The sequence below is a fragment of the Mesorhizobium sp. WSM4841 genome, from assembly GCF_055811515.1.
In genome coordinates this window covers 118,546-137,072 of sequence record NZ_JBVVQC010000002.1, presented here as the reverse complement: position 1 = coordinate 137,072, position 18,527 = coordinate 118,546, and the positions used below count along the sequence as shown (strand labels likewise).

At 63.1% G+C, this 18,527-nt stretch carries 17 protein-coding genes and 1 other RNA gene; 6 read left to right on the top strand and 12 right to left on the bottom strand.

The window, feature by feature from the left end; all coding sequences use genetic code 11:
* Nucleotides 1–100: 100 nt before the first annotated feature.
* Both AC0L14_RS02670 and AC0L14_RS02665 read right to left on the bottom strand, forming a co-directional pair.
* Entirely contained in the window at nt 101–1,699 is a 1,599-nt protein-coding gene (locus AC0L14_RS02670; RefSeq protein WP_473484523.1) for a cisplatin damage response ATP-dependent DNA ligase, read from the bottom strand.
* A 223-nt stretch (nt 1,700–1,922) separates the two neighbouring features.
* Nucleotides 1,923–2,933, bottom strand: coding sequence for a ligase-associated DNA damage response exonuclease (locus AC0L14_RS02665; RefSeq protein ID WP_473748569.1), 1,011 nt, complete (start codon nt 2,931–2,933; stop codon nt 1,923–1,925).
* A 217-nt stretch (nt 2,934–3,150) separates the two neighbouring features.
* Here AC0L14_RS02665 and AC0L14_RS02660 point away from each other — a divergent pair, with 217 nt between their 5' ends.
* Complete coding sequence (locus AC0L14_RS02660) at nt 3,151–3,483, top strand: hypothetical protein (protein ID WP_473483966.1); 333 nt, start codon at nt 3,151–3,153, stop codon at nt 3,481–3,483.
* On the opposite strand, the gene AC0L14_RS02655 is transcribed toward AC0L14_RS02660, so the two are convergent.
* The 7 genes from AC0L14_RS02655 to AC0L14_RS02625 all read right to left on the bottom strand — a co-directional run bounded on the left by AC0L14_RS02655 (nt 3,480) and on the right by AC0L14_RS02625 (nt 12,935).
* Nucleotides 3,480–4,421 (bottom strand): 2-hydroxyacid dehydrogenase, encoded by a 942-nt coding sequence (locus AC0L14_RS02655; protein ID WP_473483963.1) that lies wholly within the window; start codon nt 4,419–4,421, stop codon nt 3,480–3,482. The genes AC0L14_RS02660 and AC0L14_RS02655 overlap by 4 nt on opposite strands.
* A gap of 33 nt (nt 4,422–4,454) precedes the next feature.
* Nucleotides 4,455–6,086, bottom strand: coding sequence for an ABC transporter ATP-binding protein (locus tag AC0L14_RS02650; RefSeq protein ID WP_473748568.1), 1,632 nt, complete (start codon nt 6,084–6,086; stop codon nt 4,455–4,457).
* Nucleotides 6,083–7,222: an ABC transporter permease gene (locus AC0L14_RS02645; protein ID WP_473483957.1), complete on the bottom strand. Its 1,140-nt coding sequence runs from the start codon at nt 7,220–7,222 to the stop codon at nt 6,083–6,085. The genes AC0L14_RS02650 and AC0L14_RS02645 overlap by 4 nt, the downstream gene beginning before the upstream one ends.
* Entirely contained in the window at nt 7,222–8,316 is a 1,095-nt protein-coding gene (locus tag AC0L14_RS02640; protein ID WP_473483954.1) for a microcin C ABC transporter permease YejB, read from the bottom strand. Before AC0L14_RS02640 ends, AC0L14_RS02645 begins: the two co-directional genes overlap by 1 nt.
* A 30-nt stretch (nt 8,317–8,346) precedes the next feature.
* Nucleotides 8,347–10,233 (bottom strand): extracellular solute-binding protein, encoded by a 1,887-nt coding sequence (locus AC0L14_RS02635; protein ID WP_473748567.1) that lies wholly within the window; start codon nt 10,231–10,233, stop codon nt 8,347–8,349.
* On the bottom strand, nt 10,233–12,110 hold the full coding sequence (locus AC0L14_RS02630; RefSeq protein WP_473483948.1) for an extracellular solute-binding protein: 1,878 nt from the start codon (nt 12,108–12,110) through the stop codon (nt 10,233–10,235). The genes AC0L14_RS02635 and AC0L14_RS02630 overlap by 1 nt, the downstream gene beginning before the upstream one ends.
* 159 nt (nt 12,111–12,269) lie before the next feature.
* Complete coding sequence (locus AC0L14_RS02625; protein WP_473483945.1) at nt 12,270–12,935, bottom strand: c-type cytochrome; 666 nt, start codon at nt 12,933–12,935, stop codon at nt 12,270–12,272.
* 193 nt (nt 12,936–13,128) lie between these two features.
* On the opposite strand from AC0L14_RS02625, the gene AC0L14_RS02620 reads away from it, so the two are divergent.
* From AC0L14_RS02620 to AC0L14_RS02605, 4 genes are all read left to right on the top strand, one after another.
* Nucleotides 13,129–13,857 (top strand): 3-deoxy-manno-octulosonate cytidylyltransferase, encoded by a 729-nt coding sequence (locus AC0L14_RS02620; protein ID WP_473483942.1) that lies wholly within the window; start codon nt 13,129–13,131, stop codon nt 13,855–13,857.
* Between the two features lie 28 nt (nt 13,858–13,885).
* The gene (locus AC0L14_RS02615) at nt 13,886–14,749 is read left to right on the top strand and encodes a prephenate dehydratase (protein WP_473748566.1); all 864 of its coding nucleotides are present in this window, start codon (nt 13,886–13,888) and stop codon (nt 14,747–14,749) included.
* A 44-nt stretch (nt 14,750–14,793) separates the two neighbouring features.
* Nucleotides 14,794–15,594 (top strand): alpha/beta hydrolase, encoded by an 801-nt coding sequence (locus AC0L14_RS02610; RefSeq protein ID WP_473748565.1) that lies wholly within the window; start codon nt 14,794–14,796, stop codon nt 15,592–15,594.
* Between the two features lie 144 nt (nt 15,595–15,738).
* Nucleotides 15,739–16,392 (top strand): glutathione S-transferase family protein, encoded by a 654-nt coding sequence (locus tag AC0L14_RS02605; RefSeq protein ID WP_473484521.1) that lies wholly within the window; start codon nt 15,739–15,741, stop codon nt 16,390–16,392.
* Nucleotides 16,393–16,445: 53 nt separating this feature from the next.
* On the opposite strand, the gene AC0L14_RS02600 is transcribed toward AC0L14_RS02605, so the two are convergent.
* Genes AC0L14_RS02600 through AC0L14_RS02590 form a run of 3 tightly spaced genes read right to left on the bottom strand, consistent with a single transcriptional unit; the run spans nt 16,446 to nt 18,153 of the window.
* A complete protein-coding gene (locus AC0L14_RS02600; RefSeq protein WP_473748564.1) occupies nt 16,446–16,739 on the bottom strand; it encodes a Dabb family protein in 294 nt (97 codons plus the stop codon).
* Nucleotides 16,740–16,757: 18 nt separating this feature from the next.
* Nucleotides 16,758–17,699, bottom strand: a complete 942-nt coding sequence (gene nudC, locus AC0L14_RS02595) for an NAD(+) diphosphatase (protein ID WP_473748563.1) — start codon at nt 17,697–17,699, stop codon at nt 16,758–16,760.
* A 34-nt stretch (nt 17,700–17,733) separates the two neighbouring features.
* Nucleotides 17,734–18,153: an HIT domain-containing protein gene (locus AC0L14_RS02590; protein ID WP_123146493.1), complete on the bottom strand. Its 420-nt coding sequence runs from the start codon at nt 18,151–18,153 to the stop codon at nt 17,734–17,736.
* A gap of 250 nt (nt 18,154–18,403) precedes the next feature.
* Between AC0L14_RS02590 and ffs the strand changes: the two genes are divergently transcribed.
* Nucleotides 18,404–18,500: signal recognition particle sRNA small type (gene ffs, locus AC0L14_RS02585), an RNA gene on the top strand.
* Nucleotides 18,501–18,527 lie beyond the last annotated feature (27 nt).

The window sequence follows — 18,527 nt, the reverse complement described above, 5'->3', positions numbered from 1 at the left end:
TTACGGCATGGATCATCCATGCCGTGGTCTTCGAGCCTCGCAGTGATGAATGGCAGAGCAGCACGTTGACCCCGCACCCTTTTGCCTTCCCTCATCCGTCCTAATCGAGCAGCGCCTGCAACGTCTCGATGCGGTCGGCTTCGGCCGCCGGCTTGTCCCAGCGCAGCCGTGAAATGCGCGGAAAGCGCATGGCGACGCCGGATTTGTGCCGTGTCGAGCGGTTAAGCCCTTCGAACGCCACCTCCAGCACCAGGCCTTGTCTGCGGTCGGCCCGTACCGAGCGGACCGGGCCAAAGCGCTCGATGGTGTTGTCGCGGACATATTTGTCGATCTGCCTCAGTTCCTCGTCGGTGAAGCCGAAATAGGCTTTCCCCACCGGCACCAGTTCCTCCGATCCTTCCGGGCCGGACCAGACGCCGAACGTGTAATCGGAATAGAAACTCGAACGCTTGCCGTGGCCGCGCTGGGCATACATCAGCACGGCGTCGACCGTGTGCGGATCGCGCTTCCATTTGAACCATGGGCCTCTCGGCCGGCCGGTGAGATAGGGCGAATCCCAGCGCTTCAGCATTACGCCTTCAATGACCGGATGCAGCGGCTTGCGGCGCAATTCCTCCAGCGCCTGCCAGTCGGTGAATTCGACCAGGGGCGACAGATCGAAGCGGCTCGGATCGAGCGTCTGCACGAAGGCTTCGAGGCGGCCGCGCCGCTCGCGGAAAGAGCGCGCGCGCAAGTCCTCGTCGCCGATCTGAAGCACGTCGTAGCAGCGCATGAAGGCCGGGTATTGCTGCTGGATCTTCGGTGTCACGCTCTTGCGATTCAGCCGCTGCTGCAGGTCCGAGAACGTGCCGGTCGCCTGCAAGGGATCGCCGACCAGAAGCTCGCCGTCGAGGGTGGCAGAAAAATCCATCGCCTCTGCGAGGTCCGGAAAAGCGCCGGAGACGTCGTCGCCCGTGCGCGAATAGAGCCGGCGAATGCCGGCTTCCGATACGGCCTGGACGCGGATGCCGTCCCATTTCCACTCGGCGGCATAGTCGGCCGGGTCGAGCTTTTCGAGGTCGCCGTCACCGATCGGGTTCGATAGCATCACCGGCCGGAACAGCGCCAGCGCTGTCTTTTTGGGTTTTTCTGCCTTGCCTTCCAGCCAGGCGAAGAGCTCGGCATAGGGCGGCGTCAGCCCATGCCAGAGTTCTTCGATCTCGGCGACGTCGACCTTGCCGAGATCGGCCAGCGCCTGCTTGGCCAGCCGCGCCGAGACGCCGATGCGCAGGCCGCCGGTGACCAGCTTTATGATGGCGAAGCGAGCCGAGATGCTGGCGCTGTCGAGCAGCCGGGCCAGCACCTTCGGCCCGTCGGAACGGCTCGCCGCCTGTAATTTCGCGACGACCTCGGCGAGCGTCGGCTCACGGTTGGCGATATCCGCGGGCGATTGCGGCCAGACCAGCGACACCGTCTCCGCCAGGTCGCCGACATAGTCGTAGGAATAGCCGAACAGCACCGGGTCCATGCGTTCCATGACCAGCATGCGCAGCATCGCCGGCTTGACCGCCGCGATGGTCAGGTCGCCGGTAATAGCGGCCAGCGCCAGGCCGCGATCCGGATCCTCGACGCTGCGGAAATAATCGCTCAGCAGCGTCAGCTTGCCGTTGCGCGACGGCGTCAGCACGAGGCGATCGAGGAGTTCGGCGAAGCGGTTCATGAGGAGAACCATGGCCGAGCGTCGCGTTCTGTCGCGCCCCCCTCTGTCCTGCCGGACATCTCCCCCACGAGGGGGGAGATTGGCAGTTTCGTTCTTGCCGCCCGTCTTACAACGTCAGCGATTGGCGAAAGCCGGCGCAACATCCGATCTCCCCCCAAGTGGGGGAGATGGCCGGCAGGCCAGAGGGGGGTGCCAAAGAGCGCTACGTCGGCCGTGAGCACCATCAATCGCCCTCATCCTCGTAGCCGACGAGATGCAGCGGCCTGGCGGCGATGCCTTCGAGTTCGCACCAGCGCACCAGCGCTTCCTCGCGACCATGCGTCACCCAGATTTCCCCGGCGCCAGTTTCCCTGATCGTGGCGGTCAGCTCGTCCCAGTCGGCATGGTCGGAAATGATCAGTGGCAGCTCGACGCCGCCCTGCTTGGCGCGCTGGCGGATGCGCATCCAGCCGGACGCAAAACACGAGATCGGATCGGGAAAGCGTCGTGCCCAGCGGTCGGCGAAGGCCTGTGGCGGGCCGACGACGATGGCGCCGGAGAAATCGTCCTTGCCACCGCTTTCGACGGTCGCCGGCTCCAACGTCCCGAGGTCGATGCCCTGGCTCTGGTAATAGTCGCTGAGCCTGGCCAGCGCGCCATGGATGTAGATCGGCCTGTCGTAGCCGGCATCGCGCAGCAACCGCATGACGCGCTGCGCCTTGCCGAGCGCATAGGCGCCGACCAGATGCGCGCGTTCGGGAAACTGCGCCGTCGATTTCAGCAGGCGGGCAATCTCTTCGGTATCGGGCGGATGGCGGAACACCGGCAGGCCGAAGGTCGCCTCGGTGATGAACACGTCGCACTTGACCGGTTCGAACGGCTCGCAAGTCGCGTCCCTCTGGCGCTTGTAGTCGCCCGAAGCGACGATGCATGAGCCCTGATGCACAACCTCGATCTGTGCCGAGCCGAGCACATGGCCGGCCGGATGGAAGGTTACGGCGACGCCGTTCAGCGCAATCGTCTCGCCAAGTGCTGCCGCTTGCGTGGTCCCGGCAAAGCCCTCGCCGTAGCGCAGCCCCATAATGTCAAGCGTCGGTTGTGTGGCCAATACCGAACGGTGGCCGGAACGGGCATGGTCGGAATGGCCGTGCGTGATCAGTGCCCGGTTGACCGGCCGCACCGGATCGATGAAGAAATCGCCGGGTGGGCAATAGAGGCCCTCGGGCCGGGGGTGAAGCAGGTCGCTGGCGCGCATGGCTCCAAGATAGTTGCTAATTCCGGCGCGGGAAGCCTGTTGCAAGTGACTGCTGACTCGGCATACAGGCAACTGCCGGCGGGATCTCCATCACGAAACCGCATCAGGCCTCGTCCGGCGACGCTTTTCGTTCATCTGCGCCACACCTGGCGGCGGCTGCGAAAAAGCCTGGATTCACATGCCCGAAAGGGCAGGACACCAACACGGAGGACCTTGCATGCGCTGGAACTTGGTGGTCTTGGCACCTTGCCTGGCACTGGCCGGCTGCGTTGGCACCTCGATTGCCGAGCGGCAGGACGCGAATGTCCAGTCCTCGCTGCAATATGATAGCGTGCCTTGCAATCAATTGCTGGCGCAACGCAACCGGCTGGCGCAGCAATACCGCCTTCCGCAGGATGCCAAGCCGTCTTTCTCCGATCCCGGGGTGGGCCTCGGCCCGTTCACGCCGGACGCCCGTTCCAAGGCCCAGCGCGATCTCGAACAGGCCAGCGGCCGGATCGACGCCATGAACCGGTCGATCGCCCGCCGCGAATGTGGCAAGCCGGGTTAATATCCCGCGTTGCGATCCACGACATTCTCAAGCTTCTCGCCGCGCTCGAAGGCGGCCATCTGGCGCAGCATGATCGGCACCAGATGCACGGGATCGGAGGTCGCCGCCGCATGCGGCGTCACGAACACTTTCGGGTGGCTCCACAGCCGGCTGGTCTTCGGCAGCGGCTCGACCTCGAACACGTCGAGGCTCGCTTCCTTGAGCGTGCCGCCCTCCAGCGCACGCAGAATGTCGGCGTCTTTCTGCAACTTGCCGCGTCCGGCATTGATCAGCACCGAGCCGCCGAGGCCGTTGCGTTTCCTCAACTCCTTCAGCACGCCGTAATTGATGATGCCTTGCGTCTGCGGCGTGAGCGGCAAAAGCACCACCAGAATGTCGGTGGCGTTGAGGAAGGGGATCAATCCTGCCTCGCCGGCATAGGTCGAAACGCCTTCCATCGGCCGCTCGCTGCGCGACCAGCCATTGACCGCAAAGCCGAGCGACAAAAGCACCGACGCCGCTGCGCGGCCAAGCGTGCCGAGCCCCATGATGCCGACGGAGATGTCGCCGGCCGGCCGCTGCGGCGGCTCGTGCCAGATCTTCTTTTGCTGCTGCGACCGGTAGAGCATGCCCTGGCGATGGTGATCGAGCACCCGCCAGACGACATATTCGGTCATGTATTGGGTCAGGTTGTCGGCCACGACCTTGACGATCGGAACGTCGGGCAAAGTGGGATCGGCGAAGATGTGGTCGACGCCGGCGCCGATCGAAAAGACAGCGCGCAGATTGGGCAGCGACGACAGAAGGTTCGGCCGCTGCTTCCAAACCACCGCATAGGTGATCGAAGGATCGCTGGCGCCGTCCGGCTCGAGCACCACCTCGCGTTCGGCCGACAAGAGTTCGCGCCAACGGCGTGGATGGATACCGGTGAGGGCAAGCAGGACACGGCCTTTTTCCATTGCGGATTCTTTTTTCCTCTATGCGGTACGGCCTTACTCGCTGACGATGCCGACCGGCGCCGTCTCGATCCTGAACGCGGCCGAGATCAGTGCCTTGGTATAGTCGGTCTGCGGCCGTTCGAAAATCTGTTCGGACGGGCCGGCTTCGACGATCCTGCCATTGCGCATGACGATGACGTCGTTGGCAAGCGCACGGATGACCTTCAGATCGTGGCTGATGAACAGATAGGCGAGGTCGTGCTTCGCCTGCAGGCTGCGCAGAAGGTCGACCACCTGCGCCTGCACGCTCATGTCGAGCGCCGAGGTCGGCTCGTCCAGCATGACGAAGCGCGGGTTGAGCACCATGGCGCGGGCGATGGCGATGCGCTGGCGCTGGCCACCGGAAAACTCGTGCGGATAGCGATTGCGCGTGGCGGGTTCGAGCCCGACTTCCCCGAGCACCTCGACGATGCGCTTGTCGCGTTCATCGGGCGACAGTTTCGGCTCGTGGATCTTCAATCCTTCCTCGATGATCTCGGAGACCGACATGCGCGGGCTCAAGGATCCGAACGGATCCTGGAAGACGATCTGCAGCTCGCGCCGCAGCGGCCGCATGGCATTGAAACTCAGCTCGTTGATATCACGCCCGTTGAACTGAATGGTCCCGGTCGACGAGATCATCCTGGCCAGCGCCAGGCCGAGCGTCGTCTTGCCAGAGCCGGATTCGCCGACGACGCCGAGCGTCTGGCCGGCGCGCACGGCGACGTCGATGCCGTCGACCGCCTTTACATTGTCGACGGTGCGCCGGAAAAAGCCTTTCTTGATCGGAAACCAGACTTTGACGTCCTGGCCGGTCATGACCGGCTTGGCGGCAGCGTTGGCGGCGGGCGGCTTGCCCTTCGGTTCGGCAGCAAGCAGATGCCGCGTATAGCTGTGCTGCGGCTTGGCGAAGATTTCTTTCGTCGGCCCGGTCTCGACGATCTTGCCCTTGGTCATCACGCAGACCCGGTCGGCGATCTTTCTGACGATGCCGAGATCATGGGTGATGAACAGCATCGACATGCCCTTGCGGCTCTTCAGCTCCGCAAGCAGTTCGAGGATCTGCGCCTGCACGGTGACATCGAGTGCCGTCGTCGGCTCGTCGGCGATCAGCAGTTCCGGCTCGTTGGCCAGCGCCATGGCGATCATGACGCGCTGGCGCTGGCCGCCGGAAAGCTGGTGCGGGTAGGCGTCGAGCCGCTTCTCCGGCTCGCGGATGCCGACCTCGTTGAGCAGCTCCAGGGTGCGCGCCTTGGCTTGGCGGTCCCCCAGCCCCTGGTGCAATGTCAGCACCTCGACGATCTGCTGCTCGATCGTGTGCAGCGGGTTGAGCGAGGTCATCGGCTCCTGGAAGATCATGGTGATCTTGTTGCCGCGCACGCGGCGCAATGCCTTCTCGTCGGTGGCGAGCAGGTCGGCGCCCTGGAACAGGATCTTTCCCGACGGATGGCTGGCGGCCGGATAGGGCAGCAGCTTCAGCACCGACAGCGCCGTGACCGACTTGCCGGAGCCGGATTCGCCGACCAGCGCCACCGTCTCGCCCTTGGCGATGTCGAAGGAGATGTGGTCGACGGCCATCGACTGGCGGCCTTCCTGCGCGAAGGCGACGCTGAGGTTGCGCACGGAGAGGAGAGGGGCTTCGCTCATCTGAACGTCTTGCGCGGATCGAAGGCGTCGCGGGTCGCCTCGCCGACGAAGACCAGCAGCGACAGCATCAGCGAGATGACGACGAAGCCGGAAATACCCAGCCATGGCGCGTTGAGGTTGCGCTGCGCCTGCTTGAGGAGCTCGCCCAGCGAGGCCGAGCCGGGCGGCAGGCCGAAGCCAAGGTAGTCGAGCGAGGTCAGCGTCGAGATCGAGCCGCTGAGCAGAAACGGCAGGAAGGTCAGCGTCGCCACCATGGCGTTTGGCAACAGATGCCGGAACATGATGGTGCCGTTGGGCACGCCGAGCGCGCGCGCGGCGTTGACATATTCGAAGTTGCGGGCGCGCAGGAACTCGGCTCGCACCACGCCGACCAGCGCCACCCAGGAGAACAGCAGCATCAGCCCGAGCAGGATGAAGAAGCCGGGCGGCAGGATGGCGGCGACGATCAGCAAGAGATAAAGCACCGGGATCGCCGACCAGATTTCTATGAAGCGCTGGAACAGAAGGTCGGTCCAGCCGCCGAAATAGCCCTGCAATGCACCGGCCGTCACGCCGATCACCGCCGAGCCAGCGGTGAGGATCAGGCCGAACAGCACCGAGACTCTGAAACCGTAGATGACGCGCGCCAGCACGTCGCGCGCCTGGTCGTCGGTGCCCAGCCAGTTCCAGTTGCCGACGACGCAATTGGGGTCGGCCGCACCTTGCGGATACTGGTTGCAGCGTGTCTTGACGTCATAGAGCCAGGACGGCTTGGTCGGTGCGGCCTCGGGAATGGCGTTGTTGACGGTCCGGTAGGAGTAGCGGACCGGCGGCCAGATCATCCAGCCATGGGCATTGATCTCGTCCTGGATGACCGGGTCGCGATAGTCGGTGACCGCATAAAAGCCGCCGAACTTCTCCTCGGGATAAGCGACCAGGACCGGAAACAGGATCTCGCCCTTGTAGGAAACGAGGACCGGCTTGTCGTTGGCGATCCATTCGGAAAACAGCGACAGCACGAAAAGCACGAGGAAGATCCACAACGACCAATAGCCGCGCCGGTTGGCCCTGAAATTCTGCAGGCGCCGCTGGTTGAGCGGCGACAGCCAGGGTCGGGCGATCCGGCCCGGCGCCGTTTCGGCTGCGGCCCCGGCCATCAGACGTCTCTCCGCTCGAAGTCGATGCGCGGATCGACCCAGGTATAAATCAGGTCGGACAGGAGCCCGACAATCAGGCCAAGCAGCGAGAAGATATAGAGGTTGGCGAACACCACCGGGTAGTCGCGCTCGACCACCGACCTGAAACCGAGCAGGCCGAGGCCGTCGAGCGAAAAGATGTTCTCGATCAGCAGCGACCCGGTGAAGAAGGCCGAGATGAAGGCGCCCGGAAAGCCGGCAACGACGATCAGCATGGCGTTGCGGAAGACGTGCCCGTAGAGAACCTGCCGTTCCGACAGACCCTTGGCGCGCGCGGTCACCACATACTGTTTGCGGATTTCCTCGAGGAACGAATTCTTGGTCAGCAGCGTCGTGGTGGCGAAGGCCGACAGCACCAGCGCCGTCAGCGGCAAGGTCATGTGCCAGAGATAGTCGACGATCCGCGCCGGCCAGGACAACTGGTCCCAATTGTCGGACGTGATGCCGCGCAGCGGGAACCAGTCGTAGAACGATCCGCCGGCAAACAGCACCATCAGCAGTATGCCGAAAAGGAAGCCTGGAATGGCGTAGCCGACGATAACGACGCCGCTGGTCCATACGTCGAATGCCGAGCCGTCCTTGACTGCCTTGCGGATGCCGAGCGGGATCGAGATCAGGTAGGACAGCAGCGTGATCCATAGCCCGATCGAGATCGACACCGGCATTTTCTCCAGGATCAGCTCGATCACCGAAATGTCACGGAAATAGCTGTCGCCGAAATCGAACCGGAAATAATTCCACAGCATCATGCCGAAGCGCTCGAGCGGTGGCTTGTCGAAGCCGAACTGCTTTTCCAGCTTGGCGATGAATTCGGGGTCGAGCCCTTGCGCGCCGCGATATTTCGAACCGACGTCGCCGGCCACGTCGACATTGGTGGCGCCGGCGTCACCACCGCCGCCGCCAAGCCGATCGCTGCCGCCCTGGTTGGTCAGCCTGGCGATGACCTGCTCGACCGGCCCGCCCGGTGCAAACTGGATGACGGCGAAGGACACCGCCATGATGCCGAACAGGGTCGGGATCATCAGCAGGATGCGGCGCAGGATATAGGCGCCCATCAGGCTCTCTGCCTTGCTTGAGCGAAAATCTCAGGCTTTGCCAATCTTTGCCGCCTTGTCCTTGTCGAACCACCACAGCGCCTCGACCGGAAAGCCGAAATCGGGCTTCTGCTCGGGAAAGCCGAACATGTCCCAATAGGCCACTCGGTGATTCGCGAGATAATATGTTGGAATCCAGTCTAGCCGCGCGCGCAAGACCCGATCGAGCGCTTTGAGCGCCGTGACCAGTTCTATCCGGCTCTGCGCCCTGCCGGCTGCCTCGATCAGCGCGTCGACGGCTTTGCTTTCCGTACCGGGATAATTGCGCATTCCCGGCGTTTTCGCCATCCGCGAATCATAGAGGATTTCCAGGCCGTCGGCAGTCGGCGTCGCCCCGATCGACCATGCGAGCAGGTTGAAATCGAAGTCGAAATTGCTCTGCCGCTGTTCATATTGCGTCGAATCGACCTGCCGGATCGAAGCGTCGATTCCGATCGTTTTCATGTTCTCGGACCACGGGGTGAAAAGCCGAACGATGCCATCGTCCTCAGCCAGCATTTCCACCCGCAGCCGCTCACCCTTTTCATTGACGACGAAATTGCCGGCTCGCTTCCAGCCGGCTTCGGCAAGCAGTCTCGAAGCCGCGCGCAGCAGCTTGCGGTCGTGGCCCGAACCGTCGGAGACAGGCTGCATCACCGCTTCGCCGAAGGTTTCCGGCGGCAACTCGGCTCGGAACGGCTCCAGCAGGGCCAATTCCTCGGGCGAGGGCAGGCCCTCGGCCCTGTAATCCGACCGTTCGAAGTTCGATTGCGAGCGCTCGTAGGCGCCGTAAAACAGAACCCGCCTGGTCCATTCGAAATCGAAGCAATTGGCGATCGCCCGTCTGACGCGCACATCGCGGAATTGCGGACGACGCTGGTTCAGCGCGACAGACTGCATGGATGGCGTTTTCTCTCCGGGAAATTCGCGTTTGACGACCCTGCCGTCCTTCAGCGCCGGAAAATCGTAACCGGTCGCCCATGCCCGCGAGGTAAATTCCTCGCGAAAATGCGTGTCCCCCTTTTTCAGGGCTTCAAACGCAGCCTGGCGATTGATGTAAAAATCGATGCGGATGCGGTCGAAATTGTAGAGGCCGCGGTTCACGGCCAAATCCCTGCCCCAATAGTCGGCGACACGCTCATATTCGACGGTCTGTCCCGCGGCCACGCGCCCTATTTTGTAAGGTCCGGAGCCGAGCGGCGGTTTCATCGTCGAGGCATCGAAATCATTGACCGTATAAAAGGCTTTGGACACGATCGGCATGGCGACGACCGCAAGGATATTCTGCGCCGACTGTTTGCCGTTGAAGGTGAGGTCGACGGTTGCCGGATCGACTGCGACCGCCTCCGTCATATGACGCAACGCCTGGGAGAGGTTCGGATGGCCCTTGTCCTTGTAAAGCTTCAATGCGAAGGCGACGTCCTCCGCTGTCAGTGGCGAGCCGTCGTGGAAGCGCGCCTGCGGTCGCAGGCTGAAGCGGAAGCCATTGCGGTCCGGCGACAAGGTAACGGACTCGGCAAGCCGGCCATAGACCGCATCCGGCTCATCGAGAGCGCTTGCCATCAGCGAATCGAAGCAGAGTTCGGTGCGCGGCGGCGATTCCCCCCTCAACACAAGCGAATTCAACGTGTTGAACGTCAGGAAGCTCTGATTGAAGGTGGAGTTCGGCGGTGCGAAATTCATCTGGCCGCCCTTGGCCGCGTCCGGATTGACATAGGCGAAATGCCTGAAACCTGGGGAATATTTGAGGTCGCCGAAGGCCGACAGGCCGTGCAGCTTTACGCCGGTCGCGACGGCGGCGAAGGCCCGGCCGGGCAGCAAAGCTGCCGCCGTGGCAGCGGCGCCCAGGGCCAGAAAGTCGCGGCGGGCCAGAGCGGCGCGGCGGGGGAGCGCCGCCATCAATTGCCGCTCTTGTATTTTGCCGCCAGCGCCTTTTCCTTATCCGGATCGATCCACCAGGAATTCTGGTCGACGCCGCTATAGGCCGGTTGCTTCTCGGGGATGCCGAACTTGTTCCAGTAGGCTATCCAGACCGCCGACCGATGGTGTTGCGGCACTACATAGTAATTCCACAGCAGCACCCGGTCGAGCGCATGGGTGGCAGCAACCAGATCGTCGCGGTCGGTGGCAAAGATGACGCGGTCGACCAGCGCATCGACGACCGGATTCTTGATGCCGGCGTAGTTGCGCGATCCAGGCGTGTCAGCGGCCTTGGAGCTCCAGAAATCACGCTGCTCGTTGCCCGGCGAATCCGACTGTCCCAACTGCGATATGGTGACGTCGAAGTCGAAATTGTTGATGCGGTTGATGTATTGGGTCTGGTCGATCAGCCGCAGCGTGGCGTCGACGCCGATCTTGCGCAGATTGGCGATGTAGGGACTGGAAAGGACCTGGTCGGTGTCGTTCCAGCCGAGGATTTCGAACTTGAAGGGCTCGCCCGTCTTGGCATTGACCATCTTGCCGCCCTTGATCACCCAGCCCGCCTTGGCGAAGAGATCGACCGCAGTCTTGAGATACTTGCGCTCCGCCTGTGGCGAATCGTAGACCGGCAGCTTGAATTCCTGGGTGAAGACTTCGGGCGGCAGCTTGTCGCGATATTGCTCGAGGATTTCCAGCTCCTTGCCTTGCGGCAGGCCGCTCGATGCCAGTTCGGTGCCTTGGAAGTAACTGCTGGTACGGGTGTTGGAACCGAAGAACAAGGTACGATTCATGGTCTCGAAATCGAGTGGGTAAGTCAGCGCGGCGCGCACCAGACGATCCCCAAACAGCGGACGCCTCGTGTTGAGCATGAAGGCCTGCATCGGCTCGGGTGAGGCGGTCTTGAATTCCTGCTTGATGACGTCGCCGGCCTGGACTGCCGGGAAATTATAGGCCGTGTTCCAGCGCCTCGAACTGTTTTCCGGCCTGATGTCATGCAGTCCGCCCTTGGTGAAGGCTTGCCAGGCCGCATTGTCGTCGAGAAAATAGCTGAAACGCTGCCTGTCGAAATTCTCGCGGCCGATCTTCACCGGCAGTTTGGCAGCCCAGTAGTCCGGAACCCTCTGCCAGATGATTTCAGAGCCAGGCTTGAAGCTGGCGATCTTGTGGGCGGCCGAGCCGAGCGGCGGCTCCAAGGTCGGTCTGGTGATGTCGCGCTTCTTGCCGGTGGCGTCGGTGCCTTCCCACCAGTGCTTCGGCAGCACGACGAGATCGCCGAGAATTTTCGGCAACTCCCGGTTGCCCTTCTGGTCGAAATGGAATTCCACCTCGCGGTCGGAAACCGCAATCGCCTCGGTGACATTCTCGAAATAGCGGCTGTACATCGGGCTGTTGGCCTTCAGCACCTGAAACGACCAGATCACGTCGTCGGTGGTGATCGGCTTGCCGTCATGCCATTTGGCCCGCGGATCAAGACGGTAGGTCGCAGAGGAATAGTCGTCCGGATGTTTGTAGGCGTCGGCGATCAGCGGATGGCTGACGCTGCCTTCGTCGGTCGCCTGCTCCATCAGCGTGTCGTAGAGCAAGCCGCCGCCGAATTGGGCAAAACCGGCTGCCGGCGAACCCTGGACGATATAGGGATTGAAGCTGTCGAACGTGCCGAGCACCACCGAATTCAGCGTGCCGCCCTTCGGCGCGTTCGGATTGACGTAGTCGTAGTGCTGGAAGTTATTGCCATATTTGGATTCGCCGATCAGCGACGAGGTGGTGCGCCATTCGTCCGCGAAGGCTGCTTGCAGGCCGCCGGCAAAAGCCGCCACAACCAGCATCGATCTGAGAAACGTTCGGCCAACCGTCATGCCTTCTCCTCTGCGCGATAGCTGTTAGCGGACAATCTAGTTCATTTGACGCTCATGAAAACCGCGACAGCCCGGCTTTGTCGCCGCACATGCGATTTTCCCATTGAAAAAGCCGGGCTGAACCCGGCTTTTTCAAGGAATGTTTCGATTACAATTGCGTTATTGCGCCGGAGCTGGTGCGGGAGCAGCAGGCGCCGCAGGGGCGGCCGGTGCTTCACCCTCTGCCGGCTTGGCCGGCGCCGCGCCTTCGGCCGGTGCGGCTGCTGAAGCGCCAGCCGTCGGCAGCGGCTTCGGACTGTCCGACAGCGTGCGCAGATAGGCGATGACGTTGGCGCGGTCCTCGTCCTTCGGCAGGCCGGCGAAGCCCATCGCCGTGCCCTTCACGAACTTCTTCGGCGAGAGGAGGAAGTGATTGATGTTGTCGTATGTCCACTTCTCGGCGCCGCCCTTGGAAAACTCCTTCATGCCGGCCGAATAGGCGAAGCCCGCATGCTCGGCGACGGGACGGTCGATGAGATCCCAGAGGTCGGGGCCGACCTTGTTCGGTCCGCCCTTTTCGCCGGTGTGGCAGGCCTGGCACTTCTTGAACACGGCGGCGCCCGCCTCGACATTGGCGTTGGCCAGAAGGTCGGCGATCGGCTTGGCTTCTGCAGCGGGGGCTGCCGGGCCGCCCTCGGCAGGCTCCTCGGTCGCCTCGATGGCAAAGCCGGGTTTTTCCGGTGTGGGGGAGGCGAACAGCGCATCGGATATGATGCCGATCGAGAAGACGACGAACACGGTTCCGAGCAGGCCGCCGATCAGCTTGTTGATTTCGAAAGAGTCCATACGCCCCAGGCTCCCTTTTCCGGCGGACCGATCTGTCCACTCTGTCCGTCGGTAATCGTGAACCACCCCGCGAGGCGGTCAAATCGGGCGGAAACTAGGTCTTTTGCTCTGGCGTTGCAACACCTATAAGGGCGCTGCCAGTGAGACCTTTTGCCACTTTTCCCTTCCTCTTTTTCGGACGCTTCATCACCCGATGTCCACGCTCATTCTCATCCCGGCCCGCATGGCCTCGACCCGCCTGCCGGGCAAGCCGCTGGCCGACATCGCCGGCGTCCCGATGATTGTCCATGTCGCCCGCCGCGCCGCCGAAGCCGGGCTCGGCCGGGTGGTGGTCGCCACCGATACTGAAAGCGTGGCGGAGGCGGTGCGCGCGCACGGGTTCGAGGCGGTGATGACGCGGGTGGGCCACGAATCGGGCTCAGACCGCATCTTCGAGGCGCTGGCCACGCTGGATCCCGGGCACAAGATCGAAACGATCGTCAACGTGCAAGGCGACCTGCCCACCATCGATCCGGCCATCATCAATGCCGCGCTGAGGCCTTTTGAGGATGCGACAGTCGACATCGCCACGCTCGGCATCGAGATCGTCCGCGACGAGGAAAAAACCAATCCGAATGTCGTCAAGATCGTCGGCTCGCCGCTGTCTGAGACACGGCTGCGGGCGCTCTACTTCACCCGCGCCACCGCGCCATGGGGCGAGGGGCCGCTCTATCATCACATCGGCCTCTATGCCTATCGCCGCTCAGCGCTCGAGCGCTTCGTCGCGCTGAAGCCGTCGCCGCTGGAACGGCGCGAGAAGCTCGAGCAGTTGCGGGCGCTGGAGGCCGGCATGCGCATCGATGCCGAGATCGTGCAGTCGGCGCCGTTCGGCGTCGACACGCCGGACGATCTCGAACGCGCCAGAACCATCCTTTCAACCTGAGACATCTGGTCAACCTGAGACATTTGGCATGCCTGAAAAAACCAACAGAATAGCCTTCCAGGGCGAGCCGGGCGCCAATTCCGACACCGCCTGCCGCAACATGTTCCCTGATATGGAGCCGTTGCCGTGCCCGACCTTCGAGGATGCTTTCAATGCGGTCGAGACCGGCAAGGCCGACCTCGCCATGATCCCGATCGAGAACACGATTGCCGGGCGCGTCGCCGACATCCACCACCTCCTGCCGGAATCGAAGCTGCACATCGTCGGCGAATATTTCCTGCCGATCCATTTCCAGCTGATGGTTCTGCCCGGCGTCAGGCGCGACGAGGTCAGGACCGTGCACAGTCACATCCATGCGCTCGGCCAGTGCCGCAAATATATCCGCAAGAACGGCTGGAAGCCGGTGGTCGCCGGCGACACGGCGGGCGCCGCCAAGCTGGTCGCCGAGCTGAAGGACCGCACCATGGCGGCGCTGGCGCCGGCGCTGGCCTCGACGCTCTACGGGCTCGACATCATCGAGGAGAATGTCGAGGATACCGACAGCAACGTCACCCGCTTCGTCCTGCTGACCAGGAACAGGCAGTGGGCAGAACGCCCTTCCGCCGACGCGAGGATGATGACGACGTTCATCTTCCGCGTCCGCAACGTGCCGGCCGCGCTCTACAAGGCGATGGGCGGCTTTGCCACCAACGGCATCAATATGACCAAGCTGGAGAGCTACCAGCTCGGCGCATTCACCGCGACCCTGTTTTATGCCGATATCGAGGGCCATCCCGACGACCCGCTGGTAAAACTGGCGCTCGACGAGCTTGCCTTCTTCTCGCGCGAAATGCGGATTCTGGGCGTCTATCCGGCCAGCCAGTCGCGCGAGCAATGGAAGGTGGCGGACTAGCTCAGCGCCTTGCCAGGTGACGGGCGCCGGGCGACATTGCTGCGATGTGGCTCCTGAAACTGATGCTCGCAGTCGCTGGATTGTATGCGGTCTTTGTCGCCGTCGTGTATGTGCTCCAGTCCTGGCTGATCTTTCCGGCCGGCCTTGCGGCGTTCGGACCCGACCTGCCGGCCGGGGCCCGTCATGTCGAGCTGGCGACGGAGGATGGCGAGCGCGTCGTTCTGGTACGCCTGCCGGCAGGACAGGCGGCCGAGCCACGCCCGGTCCTGCTGGGATTCGCCGGAAACGCCTGGAATGCCGACGCACTTGCCCTGATGCTGCACCAGCTATTTCCCGAACACGAGGTCGCTGCGCTGCATTACCGCGGCTATGCGCCGAGCGGCGGAAGCCCGTCGGCCGCCGCCCTGTTCGAGGACGCCCGACGCGCCCATGACCACCTGGCCAGCGATGCCAAAGCCGGCATCGTCGCCATCGGCCTTAGCGTCGGCGCTGCGGTCGCGGTCGATCTGGCGACGGCCCGGCCCCTGCGTGGCATCGTCATGGTTACTCCCTTCGATTCGCTGAAAGAACTCGCCGCTCATCACTATGCCTGGCTGCCGGTGCGCCTCTTGCTGCGGCACCGCATGGAGACGGCAGAAACGCTGCGCGACCTCGATGTGCCCACGGCCGTCATCGTCGCCGAGAACGACACCATCGTTCCTGCGGCACGTTCGGCACTTCTGCGCGAGGCTGCGCGTGACCTGCGCAGCCACATCGCCGTAGCGGCTGGCCACAACGACCTCTATGGCCATCCCGACTTCGCCGGAGCGCTACGCGCCTCCGTTGCGGCGGTCACACGCGATTGACGAGCAGTTCCCAGATGTCGGAATACCGGCTCGACGTTCGTCCTTTGGTTGCCACGATCGAAGAAGGGAGACGACGAGATGAGGAAACCGATCTCAATCGACGACGCCACGCACGATGGCGTCATGCAATCACTGGAGCCGCCAATGACCCCTACCATCACCGCCTTTGAACGGTCGCCCGATCGCGGCAAGGGACTGGCGCGTGACATGCGCGTTCGCTGGGCGCTTGAAGAAGTCGGCCAGCCCTACAACGTTCGTCTTGTTTCGTTCAAAGCGATGAACGAACCCGCGCATCTCGCGCTTCATCCTTTCGGGCAGATTCCGACCTATGACGAAGGCGATCTCGCCCTGTTCGAGTCGGGGGCGATCGTGTTCCATATCGCTGAGCGCCATGGTGGCCTGCTGCCAGACGATGCGAATGCCCGGGCGCGCGCAATCTCATGGATGTTTGCCGCGCTAAACACCGTGGAGCCGCCGATCCTTGAACGCCAAACCGCCGTGCTCCTGGAGCGCGACGAGACCTGGCACGAACAGCGCCTGCCTATGGTCGAGGATCGCATCCGTGACCGGCTGGGCGAACTTTCCGGTCGCCTTGGCGATGCCGACTGGCTCGATGGCGCGTTCAGCGCGGGGGACCTGATGATGGTGCACGTGCTGCTAAGGTTGAGCGGGTCGGGTATACTGGACGAATATCCGAACCTCTCCGCCTATGTCGCCCGCGGCGAAGCCCGGCCGGCCTACAAGCGTGCTTTCGCCGCTCAACTGGCGGTTTTCACTGGCAAGTCACCGACCGGCTGATAAAGGTCCGCAATGGGTCGAACTTGCTCGTTCAGAATGATTGAACTCTGATCCTAGCTCAGCGGCGCGTAGTCGATCTCGAGAAATGCCTCGACCTCCGGGATCCAGCGGTCGCGGACAAAGGCGACGTGGTCGGGATGGTCGTTATAGCCTGAATAGGCGACCTGGTCGGCGAACTCCATCGAGAAGCCGAAACGAAAATCGTTCTTCGGGCTGACCTGACGCAGCTGCTCGAACTTTTCGACGCCCGGTATCGCCGCCAGTATTTTCGCGTCGACGAGGAATTTTGCCTCCTCGGCCGAGCTGTCTTTGTGCTTCAGTCTGAATACCACTGTGTGACGGATCATTTTGCTCCCCCGTAGGTTCTATGCGCTGTCTGCCCAGGCGCGGATGAGATTATAGGCGATCGCCCCTTTCGGCGGGGTGACCAGGCCGCCCGGATGCTCGCGGGCCAGCATCCACAGCACCTCGTCGCGAAAGAACCAGCGGCAGTCTTCCAGTTCGTTGATGTCGGCCTGGATGTCGTCGTTGAGCGGCTCGCCGAAACAGCCGATCATCAGCGAATAGGGAAACGGCCAGGGCTGGCTGGCGTGATAGACGACGCGGCCAAGCCTGATGCCTGCCTCCTCCAGCGTTTCGCGGCGCACCGCCGCCTCGATCGTCTCGCCCGGTTCGATGAAGCCGGCAAGCGCCGAATACATGCCCGGCGCGAAATGCCGGCCGCGGCCTAATAGGCATTTTTCACGCGTCGCCGTCAGCATGATCGCCACCGGGTCGGTGCGCGGAAAATGCTCGGTGGCGCAGGCCGCGCAAAGCCGCTTGTAGCCGCCGGCCCGCATTTCGGCTTCAGCGCCGCATTTGCTGCAGAAGCGGTGGCTGGCATGCCAGGCGAGCAATGCAGCTCCTTGCGCCATCGCGCCGGCGGCCGCTTCGTCGATCAGCCCCTGCATATAGACCGAGCGATAGTCGATGGCCTTGATCGTCTCCGGCAGTTGTTCGGGATCGAGCCCGGCCGGCACGGCGAGCACCGGGCCGCTGTCGGAAAAACCGAGCAGGACGCCAAGGTCGAGCGACGCCCGGAGCGGCCGGCTTTCCCCGGCGCCGAACCAGGGGTCGAAGCCACCATCGCTGAGCTTCAGGTAGAGCCGCCCGCCATGCATCAGCAAAAGCCTGGCCGACGGATCGGCGAGCGCCTTTTCGACGGAATCGTCGGCGCGGTTCTCCGATTGCCGGTCAATCATGTTGCCGGCGAAGCCGACGAATTGGCTCGGCTCACGCAAGGGCGCGTCAAACAGGCGGAAGCTCATGGGGACTCAACTTCAGGATGGACACGGGACAGGCTTATAGCGCCGCCTTTATCTGTTGCGCAAACCGGCGGAGGTCCGACCGCTGGTAGGGCTCGCGCATGCCGTGCCCCCACACCGGGCCCGGCCAGCCGGGATCCCCCTCCGAGCGCGCGATGACATGGACATGCAACTGGCGGACGATGTTGCCAAGTGCGCCGCTGTTTATCTTGGTGCAGCCGGTCACGCTTTTCAGCGCCTGCGCCACCATGTTGGTCTCGAAGGTCAGCATCGCCTGGTCGAGCGGCGTCAAATCATGGATTTCCTCCGCGCCCGGCCGCTGCGGCACCAGGAGCAGCCACGGCCAGCGGCGGTCGTTCATCACCCGCAACTCGCACAAGCCGAGCCACATCAACTGCTCGCTGTCCGCCTCCAGGCGGGCATCCAGCGTGAATCCGGCCTCGAGGCCCGGCGACATCGGCGTTTCCTTCACTTTTGTCGTGTTTTTTAGACTTTTGAACGCTAGAGCGGCTGCCGGTGGCCCGCAAGAGGCGGCAAGCGAATCGTTGCTTTGTGACGGCAGTTGTGCTAATGGTTTGGGCATGGTGCTGATTTGCGCCAATGACCCGCCCCGAGGCGGGTTTTTTTGTTTCAGCTTTCGACGCCACTCCCGGCTGATTGATCCTGCGCCCTTGCATTTCATCGCCGAATTGCCGATATGGAAAGCGGGAGGTTGGTGGTGGACGGTCCACTCGCCAACCGGGTCAGGTCCGGAAGGAAGCAGCCCTAACGAGCCCGGAACGGGTCATTGTTCCAGCCTCCCACCTCTTCGCCTTTCTCCCGCGACATTGA

Coding starts and splice junctions, on each gene's coding strand:
- AC0L14_RS02670 (WP_473484523.1), bottom strand. CDS start 1,699: ATGAACCGCTTCGCCGAACTCCTCGATCGCCTCGTGCTGACGCCGTCG.
- AC0L14_RS02665 (WP_473748569.1), bottom strand. CDS start 2,933: ATGCGCGCCAGCGACCTGCTTCACCCCCGGCCCGAGGGCCTCTATTGC.
- AC0L14_RS02660 (WP_473483966.1), top strand. CDS start 3,151: ATGCGCTGGAACTTGGTGGTCTTGGCACCTTGCCTGGCACTGGCCGGC.
- AC0L14_RS02655 (WP_473483963.1), bottom strand. CDS start 4,421: ATGGAAAAAGGCCGTGTCCTGCTTGCCCTCACCGGTATCCATCCACGC.
- AC0L14_RS02650 (WP_473748568.1), bottom strand. CDS start 6,086: ATGAGCGAAGCCCCTCTCCTCTCCGTGCGCAACCTCAGCGTCGCCTTC.
- AC0L14_RS02645 (WP_473483957.1), bottom strand. CDS start 7,222: ATGGCCGGGGCCGCAGCCGAAACGGCGCCGGGCCGGATCGCCCGACCC.
- AC0L14_RS02640 (WP_473483954.1), bottom strand. CDS start 8,316: ATGGGCGCCTATATCCTGCGCCGCATCCTGCTGATGATCCCGACCCTG.
- AC0L14_RS02635 (WP_473748567.1), bottom strand. CDS start 10,233: ATGGCGGCGCTCCCCCGCCGCGCCGCTCTGGCCCGCCGCGACTTTCTG.
- AC0L14_RS02630 (WP_473483948.1), bottom strand. CDS start 12,110: ATGACGGTTGGCCGAACGTTTCTCAGATCGATGCTGGTTGTGGCGGCT.
- AC0L14_RS02625 (WP_473483945.1), bottom strand. CDS start 12,935: ATGGACTCTTTCGAAATCAACAAGCTGATCGGCGGCCTGCTCGGAACC.
- AC0L14_RS02620 (WP_473483942.1), top strand. CDS start 13,129: ATGTCCACGCTCATTCTCATCCCGGCCCGCATGGCCTCGACCCGCCTG.
- AC0L14_RS02615 (WP_473748566.1), top strand. CDS start 13,886: ATGCCTGAAAAAACCAACAGAATAGCCTTCCAGGGCGAGCCGGGCGCC.
- AC0L14_RS02610 (WP_473748565.1), top strand. CDS start 14,794: ATGTGGCTCCTGAAACTGATGCTCGCAGTCGCTGGATTGTATGCGGTC.
- AC0L14_RS02605 (WP_473484521.1), top strand. CDS start 15,739: ATGACCCCTACCATCACCGCCTTTGAACGGTCGCCCGATCGCGGCAAG.
- AC0L14_RS02600 (WP_473748564.1), bottom strand. CDS start 16,739: ATGATCCGTCACACAGTGGTATTCAGACTGAAGCACAAAGACAGCTCG.
- nudC (WP_473748563.1), bottom strand. CDS start 17,699: ATGAGCTTCCGCCTGTTTGACGCGCCCTTGCGTGAGCCGAGCCAATTC.
- AC0L14_RS02590 (WP_123146493.1), bottom strand. CDS start 18,153: ATGTCGCCGGGCCTCGAGGCCGGATTCACGCTGGATGCCCGCCTGGAG.